General features: G+C 55.9%; 10 protein-coding genes. 6 read left to right on the top strand and 4 right to left on the bottom strand.

The genetic code is table 11. The annotated features are described in order from the left end of the window. Nucleotides 1–2: 2 nt before the first annotated feature. From EV660_RS11395 to EV660_RS11415, 5 genes are all read left to right on the top strand, one after another. Nucleotides 3–2969: a 2-oxoglutarate dehydrogenase E1 component gene (locus tag EV660_RS11395; RefSeq protein ID WP_071480565.1), complete on the top strand. Its 2967-nt coding sequence runs from the start codon at nt 3–5 to the stop codon at nt 2967–2969. A 7-nt stretch (nt 2970–2976) separates the two neighbouring features. After that, a complete protein-coding gene (gene odhB / locus EV660_RS11400) occupies nt 2977–4479 on the top strand; it encodes a 2-oxoglutarate dehydrogenase complex dihydrolipoyllysine-residue succinyltransferase (protein WP_071480566.1) in 1503 nt (500 codons plus the stop codon). A gap of 78 nt (nt 4480–4557) precedes the next feature. Beyond that, a complete protein-coding gene (locus EV660_RS11405) occupies nt 4558–4953 on the top strand; it encodes an MAPEG family protein (RefSeq protein ID WP_071480567.1) in 396 nt (131 codons plus the stop codon). 101 nt (nt 4954–5054) lie between these two features. Next, nucleotides 5055–6440 carry a dihydrolipoyl dehydrogenase gene (gene lpdA, locus EV660_RS11410; protein WP_071480568.1) on the top strand — a complete coding sequence of 462 codons (1386 nt, stop codon included), beginning with the start codon at nt 5055–5057 and terminating at the stop codon, nt 6438–6440. A gap of 67 nt (nt 6441–6507) precedes the next feature. After that, complete coding sequence (locus tag EV660_RS11415; protein WP_071480569.1) at nt 6508–6930, top strand: GlcG/HbpS family heme-binding protein; 423 nt, start codon at nt 6508–6510, stop codon at nt 6928–6930. 78 nt (nt 6931–7008) lie between these two features. On the opposite strand, the gene EV660_RS11420 is transcribed toward EV660_RS11415, so the two are convergent. The 4 genes from EV660_RS11420 to dnaG all read right to left on the bottom strand — a co-directional run bounded on the left by EV660_RS11420 (nt 7009) and on the right by dnaG (nt 12376). After that, complete coding sequence (locus tag EV660_RS11420; RefSeq protein ID WP_071480570.1) at nt 7009–7419, bottom strand: hypothetical protein; 411 nt, start codon at nt 7417–7419, stop codon at nt 7009–7011. 322 nt (nt 7420–7741) lie between these two features. Further along, complete coding sequence (locus EV660_RS11425; RefSeq protein WP_071480571.1) at nt 7742–8080, bottom strand: helix-turn-helix domain-containing protein; 339 nt, start codon at nt 8078–8080, stop codon at nt 7742–7744. A 196-nt stretch (nt 8081–8276) separates the two neighbouring features. Further along, nucleotides 8277–10271 (bottom strand): RNA polymerase sigma factor RpoD, encoded by a 1995-nt coding sequence (rpoD, locus tag EV660_RS11430; protein ID WP_071480572.1) that lies wholly within the window; start codon nt 10269–10271, stop codon nt 8277–8279. 161 nt (nt 10272–10432) lie between these two features. Next, a complete protein-coding gene (gene dnaG / locus EV660_RS11435) occupies nt 10433–12376 on the bottom strand; it encodes a DNA primase (RefSeq protein ID WP_071480573.1) in 1944 nt (647 codons plus the stop codon). A gap of 116 nt (nt 12377–12492) precedes the next feature. Here dnaG and msrB point away from each other — a divergent pair, with 116 nt between their 5' ends. After that, a complete protein-coding gene (msrB, locus tag EV660_RS11440) occupies nt 12493–13017 on the top strand; it encodes a peptide-methionine (R)-S-oxide reductase MsrB (RefSeq protein WP_425466542.1) in 525 nt (174 codons plus the stop codon).

Here is a 13017-nt window from a genome sequence, read left to right on the forward strand (position 1 = left end):
TTATGAACGACCATAGCCCGAACGAACAGATGCATGGCGAGACCTTTCTTGAAGGTCAGAATGCCGCATATGTCGAAGCCTTGCAGGCTCGTCACGCGGCAGACCCTGCGTCAGTGGATGATGTCTGGGCGGATTACTTTCGCACATTGGGCGAAGGGGCGCAGGATGCGCAGCGCGCGGCGAGTGGCCCTAGCTGGGCGCGCAAGGACTGGCCGCCGCAGCCGAAGGACGATCTGACATCGGCCCTGACGGGTGAATGGCCGACTGCTGCGCCCGTGGTTGAGACGAAAGCCGCGGCTGAGAAGATTACCGCCAAGGCGGCGGCGCAAGGTGTAACCCTGACGACAGAGCAAGTGCGCGCCGCAGTGATTGACAGTTTGCGTGCGTTGATGATCATTCGCGCTTACCGGATTCGGGGGCATCTGGTCGCTGATCTGGACCCGCTAGGAATGCGCAAGGAAGAACCGCACCCCGAATTGGACCCGCGGTCTTACGGGTTTACCGAAGCGGATATGGACCGCCCCATTTTCATTGATAATGTGCTGGGGCTGGAAGTTGCCAGTCTGCGCCAGATTATCGACATCTTGCAGCGCACCTATTGCGGGACATTCGCGCTGCAATTCATGCATATCTCGGACCCCGAACAGGTGGCTTGGCTCAAGGAGCGGATCGAAGGTCTGGGCAAAGAGATTCAGTTCACCAAGAACGGACGCCGCGCCATTCTCAACAAGATGGTCGAGGCCGAAGGGTTCGAGAAGTTCCTGCATGTGAAATACATGGGAACCAAGCGCTTCGGTCTGGATGGAGGCGAGGCGACCATCCCTGCGATGGAGCAGATCATCAAGCGCGGCGGTGCACTTGGCCTGAAGGAAGTCGCCATCGGGATGCCGCATCGTGGCCGGTTGAACATTCTGGCCAATGTGATGGGCAAGCCCTATCGCGCCATTTTCAACGAGTTTCAGGGCGGCAGCTTCAAGCCGGAGGATGTCGATGGTTCGGGTGATGTGAAATACCATCTGGGTGCGTCATCCGACCGCGAGTTTGATGGCAACACCGTGCACCTTTCCTTGACGGCCAACCCGTCGCATCTTGAAGCGGTTAATCCGGTCGTTCTGGGCAAGGTCCGCGCGAAACAGGACCAGATGAACGATGCAGAGCGTCGTCAGGTCGTGGCGGTGCTGCTGCATGGGGATGCCGCCTTTGCAGGGCAAGGTGTTGTGGCCGAAGGCTTTGGCCTGTCTGGCCTGCGTGGCCATCGCACAGGCGGCACGATCCATATCATTGTGAACAACCAGATCGGCTTTACCACGGCACCGCATTTCTCGCGCTCGTCGCCCTATCCGACCGATATTGCGCTGATGGTTGAGGCGCCGATCTTCCATGTGAATGGGGATGATCCGGAAGCGGTTGTTCATGCCGCAAAGGTGGCGACCGAATTCCGGCAGAAGTTCCTGAAAGACGTGGTGATCGACATCTTCTGCTACCGCCGCTTCGGGCATAATGAGGGGGATGAACCGATGTTCACCAACCCCGCCATGTATACCCGGATCAAGAAGCATAAATCGACACTGCAACTCTATACCGAGCGCCTCGTTGCGGACGGGCTGATCCCCGAGGGCGAAATCGAGGATATGAAGGCCGCCTTTCAGGCATTCCTCAATGATGAATTCGAGGCGGGCAAGACCTATAAACCCAACAAAGCCGATTGGCTGGACGGGCGCTGGTCTCACCTGAACCGGGAAGGCGAAGAGTATCAGCGCGGCGAAACATGGATCTCCAAAGAAGCGCTGGCCGAAGTGGGCGAAGCTCTCTCGCGCTATCCTGAAGGGTTCAACATCCACAAGACCGTGGCCCGGCAGTTGGAAGCCAAGAAAGAGATGTTCGCTTCTGGCAAGGGTTTCGATTGGGCTACAGCAGAGGCCGTGGCCTTTGGCAGCCTTGTGACCGAAGGTTATCCGGTCCGGCTGGCAGGACAGGATTCAACGCGCGGAACCTTCTCGCAGCGTCATTCTGCGTTTGTCGATCAGCAAACCGAAGACCGCTATTACCCGCTGAACAACATCAAAGAGGGGCAGGCCCGCTACGAGGTTATCGACTCGATGCTGTCCGAATATGCGGTGCTTGGGTTTGAATACGGCTATTCGCTTGCCGAACCCAATGCGCTGGTCATGTGGGAAGCGCAGTTTGGTGATTTCGCCAATGGCGCGCAGATCATGTTCGACCAGTTCATTTCCTCGGGCGAGAGCAAATGGTTGCGCATGTCAGGGCTGGTGATGCTTTTGCCGCATGGTTTTGAGGGGCAGGGGCCTGAACACAGCTCTGCCCGACTGGAACGTTTCTTGCAACAATGCGCGCAGGACAACTGGATTGTTGCGAATTGCTCAACTCCGGCCAATTACTTCCATATCCTGCGCCGCCAGATTCACCGCAGTTTCCGTAAGCCGCTGGTGTTGATGACGCCGAAATCACTGCTGCGCCATAAATTGTGTATCTCTGAGGCTGCGGACTTTACCGAAGGGTCAAGTTTCCATCGCGTGCTGTGGGATGATGCACAGAAGGGCAATAGTGACACGCAACTGCAACCTGATGACAAGATCAAGCGCGTGGTCATGTGTTCCGGCAAGGTCTATTTCGACCTTCTGGAAGAACGCGATGCGCGTGGGATCGAGGACATCTATCTGCTGCGCGTCGAACAGTTCTATCCTTTCCCCGCGATGGCCTTGCTCAAAGAACTGGAACGCTTTCCAAATGCGGAAATCATCTGGTGTCAGGAAGAGCCAAAGAATCAGGGCGCGTGGAGTTTCATCGAACCGAATATCGAATGGGTTCTGAATCGGCTGAACGGTGCAACCAAACGTCCGCGCTATATTGGCCGGGCTGCGTCTGCATCTGTCGCGACAGGGCTTGCAAGCCAGCACAAAGCACAACAAGAAGCGCTCGTGAACGAAGCGCTGACAATCGAGGGATAACAGACACATGTCCACCGAAGTTCGAGTACCGACCCTGGGCGAAAGCGTGACCGAAGCCACTGTCGCCACATGGTTCAAAAAGCCCGGCGATGCCGTTGCCGTGGATGAAATGCTGTGCGAGCTGGAAACCGACAAGGTAACGGTCGAAGTGCCATCGCCAGTTGCGGGAACGCTTGGCGAAATCGTGGCGGCGGAAGGCGAGACCGTGGGGGCGGATGCGCTTCTGGCGATGATTTCCGAGCCGGGCAGCTCTGACGCGCCGACACCTGCCGCCCCTGCCAAGGCGGCTTCACCATCTGACAAGACGACGTCCGAGAGCGTTGATGTCATGGTGCCTGCGCTTGGAGAGAGCGTGGCCGAGGCAACCGTGGCAAGCTGGTTCAAGAAACCCGGCGATGCTGTTGCGATGGATGAGATGCTGTGCGAGCTGGAAACCGACAAGGTGTCGGTTGAAGTGCCATCTCCTGCCGCAGGAGTGCTAAGCGAAATCCTGGCCGAGAGTGGCAGCACTGTTTCGGCAGGCGGCAAGCTTGCCGTCATTTCAGGCAGTGCGGACGGGGTAGAAGCCCCGGCACCACAGGCCGCCACCCAAACTTCCGGCGGTGGGCGCGATGTTGAAGATGCGCCTTCGGCGAAGAAATTGATGGCGGAAAAAGGGCTTTCGTCGGATCAGGTAACTGGCACTGGCCGCGATGGGCGTATCATGAAAGAAGACGTCCAGAAGGCCGCGGCGGCCCCAGCGGCTGCGCCGACTGTGCCCACCCCGGCAGCCCAACAGGGCCCGCGCGCCCCGGTGCCCGCCGATGATGCAGCCCGCGAAGAGCGTGTCAAGATGACCCGTCTGCGCCAGACGATCGCCCGTCGCCTGAAGGAAGCGCAGAATACCGCAGCCATGCTCACCACCTATAACGAGGCGGATATGGGCGGCATCATGGAGCTGCGCAACGAATACAAGGACCAGTTCGAAAAGAAGCATGGCGTCAAGATGGGCTTCATGTCTTTCTTCGTGAAGGCCTGCTGCCATGCTTTGATGGAAGTCCCCGAAGTCAATGCCGAGATTGATGGCACGGATGTTGTCTACAAGAATTATGTCCATATGGGTGTCGCCGTGGGCACGCCGAGCGGGCTGGTTGTGCCGGTGCTGCGCGATGCGCATAAGATGGGCTTTGCCGAGATCGAAAAGCGGATCGGTGATTTCGGCAAGCGCGCCCGCGATGGCAAGCTGTCGATGGCAGAAATGCAAGGTGGATCATTCACCATCTCGAATGGCGGTGTTTACGGCTCCCTGATGTCTTCGCCGATCCTGAACCCACCGCAGTCAGGGATTCTCGGGATGCATAAGATTCAGGAGCGCCCGATGGTCGTAAAGGGCCAGATCGTCGCGCGCCCGATGATGTATCTGGCACTCAGCTACGACCACCGTATCGTTGATGGCAAGGGCGCAGTGACATTCCTTGTCCGCGTCAAGGAAGCGTTGGAAGATCCGCGGCGCTTGTTGATGGATTTGTAAGTCATCGTCTTGCAGGATGCGGATAAAACCCGCATCCTGCAATCTGACCTGTCTTGATGCACAGCGGCGAAGGCAAATATGACCCCTGAACTTACTGTCCTGACACTCGCGGCACTATTGCAATTCGTGCAGTTTATTCTGTTTGCTCTGCCTGCCAATCTTGAACTCGGGACGCGCTATACTGGCGGCTCACGCGATTTCCCGCCCGACAAGCCCATGTCGAAACGTACGGCCCGGCTGCAACGCGCGCTTAACAATCATTTCGAAGGGCTTATCCTCTTCGCGATCGCCGCGACAGTGATCAGCATCTCGGGTCAGTCCAGTGTGCTGACAGCCATCTGCGCCTATTCCTATCTCATCGCCCGGATCCTTTACATCCCGGCCTATGCTTATGGCTTGAACCCGTGGCGCTCGATCATCTGGGCGGTCGGGTTTTTGTCCACATTGATCATACTTGTGGTTGCACTTTTCTGATGCTGCTTCATCCTTGTCCAAATATCCTCGGGGGGTGAGGGCCTTTGGGCCCGAGGGGGGCGAAGCGCCCCCTTTCCCCCGCAACTGAAAGGAAATCTTCCATGTCCTATGATGTGATCTTCATCGGCGCTGGCCCCGGCGGCTATGTGGGTGCGATCCGTGCGGCGCAACTCGGGCTGAAGGTCGCTTGCGTCGAAGGGCGCGAGACGCTGGGTGGAACCTGCCTGAATGTAGGCTGCATTCCGTCCAAGGCGCTTCTGCATGCCACCCATCAACTTCATGAGGCAGAGCATAATTTTGACGCGATGGGTTTGACCGGTGCCAAGCCCAAGGTCGATTGGAAGAAAATGCTGGGTTACAAATCGGATGTGATCGGGCAGAACACCAAGGGCATTGAATTCCTGTTCAAGAAGAACAAGGTCGATTGGATCAAAGGATGGGCCAAGGTTCTGTCGCCGGGACGTGTTCAGGTCGGTGAGCAAACCTATGACACCAAGAAAATCGTCATCGCATCTGGTTCGGAATCCAGCCCTTTGAATGGGGTGGACGTGGATGAAAAAATCATCGTCACATCGACTGGTGCGCTGGAGCTGGGCAAGATCCCGAAAAAGCTGATTGTGATCGGCGCAGGAGTGATCGGACTGGAGATGGGCTCTGTCTATGCACGTCTGGGCGCAGAGGTGACTGTGGTTGAGTATCTTGACCGGATTATTCCCGGAAATGATGCCGAAGTGGCCAAAACATTTCAGCGCCTGCTGGCCAAGCAAGGGCTGAATTTTGTGCTTGGCGCGGCGGTGCAATCTGCCACAGCGACCAAAACCAAGGCCAAGGTAACTTACAAGTTGCGCAAGGATGACAGTGAGCAGACGCTCGAAGCAGATACTGTCCTGCTCTCTACGGGGCGTCGTCCATTTGTTGATGGGCTGGGATTGCAGGATCTGGGCATAGAAATAACCGCGCGCGGCCAGATCGCAACAGACGCGCATTACAAGACCAGCGTCGATGGCATTTATGCAATTGGGGATGTGATCGAGGGGCCGATGCTTGCGCACAAGGCCGAGGATGAAGGCATGGCCGTTGCTGAAATACTGGCAGGGCAGGCTGGGCATGTGAATTACGGCGTAATCCCTGGCGTGATCTACACCTGGCCTGAGGTTGCTTCGGTCGGAGAGACAGAAGAAAGCCTCAAGGAAGCGGGCCGCGCTTATAAGGTTGGCAAGTTCAGCTTTATGGGCAATGGCCGCGCAAAGGCGAATTTCGCCGGTGATGGGTTTGTGAAAATCCTCGCAGACAAGGAAACCGACCGCATTATCGGGGCGCATATTATTGGTCCTTATGCAGGGGACCTGATTCATGAGATATGTGTAGCGATGGAATTTGGCGCTGCGGCAGAAGACCTTGCCAGAACCTGTCACGCCCATCCAACCTACTCCGAAGCTGTGCGCGAGGCCGCACTTGCGTGTGGTGACGGTGCCATCCACGCCTGATCTGGCGGTTTTTGTCGCGTGCCCCTTATGTCGGAACGGTTGCACAAAGAATACGAAAGGAAAGCCAATGACGCTATCACTTGATCAGGCCAGAAGCATCATTGCTGCGACCCGGGCAAAGGGGCGCGAGATGGAATTGAAACCGCTTACTGTAATCGTGCTGGATAGCGGGGGGCATGTGCTTGCGTTTGAGCGCGAAGATGGTGCATCACCCGGCAGGTTTGGCATTGCGCATGGCAAGGCTTATGGTGCAGTCATGCTGGGTATGGGCGGGCGTGCACAAATGGCGCGTGCGGAAGCGCAGGCTTATTTCATGGCTGCCGTCAATGGCGTGTATGGCGGCAAGGTCGTACCGGTTCCCGGTGGTGTCTTGCTGCGCGTTTCAGGCAAAGTTGTCGGTGCGATCGGTGTCACTGGTGACAGTTCCGATAATGATGCAGAAGCTGCTTTGGCGGGCGCCGCTGCCGCAGGCATTGATGCAGAAGCATGATTCTTCGATCCGAATAAAGAAAGCCCGAGAAAGATCTCGGGCTTTTTGGGTCGGTGTCGTTTTTGGCCTGACGCGCGGTTAACGGATCAACGCCTCCGTGAATCTGCTGTGCGTTAAGGGCTTTTTGAACGTCGCGTCACAAATCGCAATGCGTTCAGAGCCGAAATCGTCTCTCTCTGCATCATCAGACAACAGGATTATCCTACTGTTGGGGCATTCTGCGCGAATGCCAAGGCATAGTTCAACCGCCGCGTGCACACCGCCAACATGTTCTATATCAACAACTACAAAGTCGAATTCGACTTTCCTGTTGCGCAGCCAGGCAAGCTGGTCCTGACATTTCGCCAAAACAACAACGCTTACGCTCGACATATCGAAAGCCCAGTCCTGAACGTCGCGGGCCTCTTCGGAGTATGGCATGAACGCGACTGCAGTCCCGGTAATGGCGGGTACTCTGGGTTCGACAAAGACTTTTGCGTCATGCAGCATATTGCTCACCTATAGGTTACGTAGTATGTTGGGCATACAACCTAAGCGATACCTTGCGCGAGAATAGTCACATGGTCAAGAGTTTGTTTTACTCTAACGAGAAAGTTATGTTATGCAAATGTAGTATATTTTGTATGTGACGATGTTTTCGTCTTACTATAGCTGCATCAGGCAACAGTCTTGAGGCCAGTGCTGACCAAGGGCAAACGCAAACTTTAGGGCTTGAACGTGTTCGAGATCAAAACCAACAGCCAGATTTTGCCTGAGAGCGAGCACGGCGCAGAGTGTTTGCACCTTGAACTCAGGATATTACAAGCTGTCCTTACTTCGCTACCGCAATCAACTGACGGATCGCGGCTAGAAGAGGTTCTCGCTGCTCTTGAGACAGCGACGAAAAGAATTCAACAGCCTCGCTAAGCTCAGAGGAGTTGGAGCATTGGCATTTTTCTAGCCCCAGCAGTTCTGCTGGAGGCACCTCCAGCGCTTCCGCAAGTTTAAAAACGGTAAGAATGCGCGGGCTTTTCGCGCGACGCTCTTCAATGTCCTTCACAGCCCGGATGTTCAACCCTGCTTTTCTTGAAACTGAAGCAGCTGAAACTTTACGCTCTTGCAACACTCGGAGCAGGTTTGCTCTGAAAATCTCTGAAATTTCCACAATCATCCCTCTATTGGATGTAGAACCAACACAAGCAAGCTTCTCATTTTGCCCATTTACACTGTCTGCAATATCCGAAAATCTATAGTAATTTCCTAATAGGATACAATCCTACTCAGACAATTGAATTTCGTCCAGTATTTCAAACATATATGTGGAAATAATGGTGCCGTGTGTGGCTCTCACGGCACCAATATGTAGATCACTGATCCAGAAAGCTGCGCAATTTGCGCGAGCGGGACGGGTGCTTGAGCTTTCGCAGTGCTTTCGCCTCGATCTGTCTGATTCGTTCGCGGGTCACGCTGAATTGCTGGCCCACTTCTTCCAGCGTGTGATCTGTGTTCATACCAATCCCAAAGCGCATACGTAAAACACGCTCTTCGCGTGGTGTCAGCGAGGACAGGACGCGCGTTGTTGTTTCGCGCAGGTTGTCCTGAATGGCGGAATCAAGCGGCAAAAGCGCGTTCTTGTCCTCGATGAAATCGCCAAGCTGGCTGTCCTCCTCGTCACCGATGGGCGTTTCCAGCGAGATTGGCTCTTTGGCGATTTTCATCACCTTGCGCACTTTATCCAGTGGCATTTGTAGCTTTTCAGCCAATTCCTCAGAGGTTGGTTCGCGGCCAATTTCATGCAGCATCTGCCGCCCTGTGCGCACCAGCTTGTTGATCGTTTCGATCATATGAACCGGAATGCGGATCGTGCGGGCCTGGTCTGCGATCGAGCGGGTAATCGCCTGCCGGATCCACCACGTCGCATAGGTGCTGAACTTGTAGCCGCGACGGTATTCGAACTTGTCGACCGCCTTCATCAGGCCGATATTGCCTTCCTGAATTAGGTCAAGAAACTGAAGCCCACGATTGGTGTATTTCTTTGCTATCGAGATCACCAGACGCAGGTTTGCTTCGATCATTTCCTTCTTGGCCTGGCGGGCTTCTTTTTCGCCTTTCTGCACTTGTCCGACAAAGCGGCGGAATTCGTTTATGTCGACGCCAACATACTGGCCAACCTGCGCCATATCAGAGCGCAATTCCTCAACCTTGTCGCGAGAGCGATCCATCAAGGCCTGCCAGCCGCGACCAGGTTTGTCAGTCATGCGGTCGCACCATGTCGGGTCCAGTTCAGACCCGCGATAGGCGTCGATGAACTCGCGCCGGTTGATGCGCGCCTGATCGGCCAGCTTCACCATGGCGCTGTCGATTGACATGATCCGCTTGTTGATCCCGTAAAGCTGGTCAACCAGCGCTTCAATGCGGTTGTTATGCAGGTGAAGCGAATTCACCAATTCCACAATTTCCGCCCGAAGTTTTTGATATTGCTGTTCCTGCGCTTCGGTGAAGCGGCCTTCTTCCAGCAAGGTCGCATTCATGCGCTGTTCCTGCATCTCGGAGAGCAGGTCGAAATCATGTGCGATGCGGTCCAGTGTTTCCAGCACGCGCGGTTTCAAGGCCGCTTCCATAGCCGCCAGAGAGAGGTTTGACTGATCGTCATCCTCATCATCATCATCCGCCTTCTGGATCGGGTTTCCATCGGCATCCAGTTCGGGTTCTGAAGCGCGTTCAGGCTTGGCGGCCGGGCTTGCGTTGGCCAGACCTTCGGCTACCGGAATGCCATCCTCGTCGCCCTCCAGCGCATTTCCAAAGGTCGCCTCAAGGTCGATGACATCACGCAGCAATACATCTTCGTTCAACAGTTCGTCGCGCCAGATGGTAATCGCCTGAAAGGTCAGCGGGCTCTCGCACAAGCCCAGAATCATGGTGTTGCGCCCGGCTTCAATGCGCTTGGCGATTGCAATCTCACCCTCGCGCGACAGCAACTCGACCGAGCCCATCTCGCGCAGATACATGCGCACAGGGTCGTCTGTGCGATCCAGCTTCTCTTCGCTAGAGCTTGTCGCCACGGTTACATCGCGCGCGCCACCGATTTCGACGAGTTCCCCGGTTTTCGTTTCCGGTTCTTCGCTGTCGTCATCATCCTCGATGATGTTGATCCCCATCTCTGATAGCATGGACATCACATCTTCGATCTGTTCCGAGGCAACCTGATCTGGCGGCAACGCCTGATTCAGCTGTTCATAAGTGATAAAGCCGCGTTCTTTCGCTTGCGCGATCATCTTCTTGATAGAGGCTTGGCTTACAGTTTGCCCCGCTTCATTTTCCTGATCTTCGATGCGTGTGTCGTCAGTGTCTTTAGCGGCCATGGAAGCTCCCGAAACTGCTTGGGCAGGACGTTGAACGAATCAGCGCGACGAATCGCCCAAAACTAAGCCCTGCAAACTGCTATCTAGGCAAGCGCGAGCCGATTTTCTAGTTCCCGAGTGCATTTTTGCACATTGAAACGTGCGTAGGTGTCATGATTCGGTCACTTTTTTCGTTTTACCCAGACTTCTGATTCGATCAGGCGCTGCAATTCGCCTGATAATGCCGCGCGGTCTTCGCCCAGATCCGCCGAATCTGACAGGCGCGAACGTTCCGCGCGATTGCGCGTTTCTGCGGCCTGACGCAGCCGCCATGTCAGCCCTTCATCAGCCAGATCGGCCAGATCCTCTGTCGCTTCGCGCAATTCAAGGGCGACACCGCGACGGGAAAACAGTTTCGCAAATTCTTCTTCAAGGCATTTGCGTGCCAAATCGCCATCGTTGCGGTTTCGGACTGGTGGCGCAATCGCAACATGCCCCAGTTCCAATATTCGTGTTGCTTCTGCCAGTGCTGGATCGGGCAAAATCTGTAACAGATCATCTGATTGCCGCTCAGGCAGCATCAACAGGGCCTGACGCAGTGTTTCATGGCCAGCGGTGCGCATCTCTGCGCGTTCCAGATCACTCATGAAGTGTTCCAGCAGGGCAGGGTGGACAAGCAGGATTGCCAGAATAATTTCCTCGCGCATCCGTTCAGCGATATCGGCACCTTCGCCATTGGCCAGAAGTGTCGCGCGCGTTGCTTGCAGCGCATGTGCCGGGGGGGCGGTAAATCCGGGTCCACTGCGTCCCTTTGGGAACCAAGGCGTCTGGCGACTGCGCTGTGGCTTGAAGAATGCGTGTTGCAGGCGGCGCAAGTCTTCGGCGTAATGGCCGCGCAGGCTTTTGTTGGTGATCTTGTCCAAGGCTGCGCGCAGCCGATCATCAAGTCCCGCGCGCCGTTCCGGACTGTCGAAAACCTGTCCCTCCGTTTCTCGTTGCCACAGAAGTTTGACCAATGGCACTGCGCCTTTGATCAACTTGTGCATCGCGCCAGTGCCTCCTGTGCGCAATACATCATCAGGGTCCATCTTTTCGGGCAACAGGCAGAACCGCAAGGATTGCTCGGGGCCAAGCAGCGGCAGTGCCAGATCCATAAGCCGATAGCCCGCGCGCAATCCGGCCTGATCGCCATCCAGCGCGATGACGGGTTCGGGTGAGATGCGCCAGATCATGCGCAGCTGGTCTTCGGTTATCGCTGTTCCCAAGGGGGCGACTGCGGCCTCAAAACCGGCCTCAACCAGCGCGATCACGTCCATATAGCCTTCGGCGACGATCAGGGGCGTGTCTTTGCCCGATGCCGCCCGCGCAGGCCCGGCATTGTAGAGCGAACGGCCCTTGTCAAACAAAGGCGTTTCGGGTGAGTTCAGATATTTTGCGCGTGCGTTGGGATCCATTGCGCGCCCGCCAAAGGCAATGCAGCGCCCGCGCGTGTCGCGGATCGGAAAGATGATGCGCCCGCGAAACCGGTCATAAGGTTTGCCGCCGTCATCCGGGGCAATCGCCAGACCGGCCTCGATAATCTTGTCAGGGCTGACCCCCGCGCCAGTCAGATGTGCCCAAAGTGCTTGCCGTGCATCGGGGGCGAAACCAATCTCGAAACGTTCAAGCGCTTTCTGATCCAGTCCGCGCCCGCGCAAATAGTCACGCGCAGCCGTTGCGGCGCTGGAATTTAGCTGTGTTTTGAAAAAACGGGTCGCGCCTTCCATCACCTCGGCCAATTCGCCCAAGCGGTCGGCCTTCGCAGCGGCTTGAGGGTCGCGGGCCGGCATTGTCATGCCCGCCTCTCGCGCCATGACCTCGACCGCTTCCATAAAACCCATATTCTCTGTTTCGCACAGAAAATTCAGGGTGTCGCCTTTGGCATGACAGCCAAAGCAGTAATAAAACCCTTTGCGATCATCGACATGAAAGGACGCGGATTTTTCCTGATGGAACGGGCAGGGCGCCCAGTAATCGCCCTTGGCCTGGTTTGATTTGCGCATGTCCCATGTGACCTTGCGCCCAACGATGGACGAGATCGAAACTCGGCTACGTAATTCATCCAGAAAACCGGGGGGCAGACTCATGCCTAGTATAATGACAGATCACAGAGGCTTGTTGAAGCGGTGATCATGCTTTGCGGTAATTGTTGAAACCAAGTCAGCGCCCTATGCGTATCAGGACCACATTGAAGGAGAAGAGCATGATGAAGCGACGGTCATTTCTGCTGACAACCGGGCTTGCCTTGATCGGATCAAGGGGGTTTGCGTCCAACACAGACTTTCCCTTTACCCTGACTGATGAGCAATGGCGTGCGCGCCTGACCCCGGCGCAATATGCTGTTCTGCGCGACCATGCCACCGAAGCCGCCTTTACGAATACGCTGATGGGCGAGCGCTCTCCCTTATTGGACGAGGCGCGCGTGGGCACGTATAATTGTGCAGGATGTGGTCATGCCCTCTACCGCTCAGAAACGAAATATGACAGCCGGACAGGCTGGCCAAGTTTCTGGGATGCGATTGAGGGGGCTGTGGGCACACAAATCGACAGAACCCTGTTTTTCATGGTCCGTACGGAAGTGCATTGCGCCAATTGTGGTGGCCATCAGGGGCATATCTTTGATGATGGTCCGGCCCCCACAGGAAAGCGACATTGTATCAATGGGTTGGCGATGACCTTTACCCCCGACGCAACAGGAGAGATTGAGGGGCATCCGGTTTCTGCTTGA

It is taken from the genome of Roseinatronobacter bogoriensis DSM 18756, from assembly GCF_004366635.1.
Taxonomy (GTDB): domain Bacteria; phylum Pseudomonadota; class Alphaproteobacteria; order Rhodobacterales; family Rhodobacteraceae; genus Roseinatronobacter; species Roseinatronobacter bogoriensis.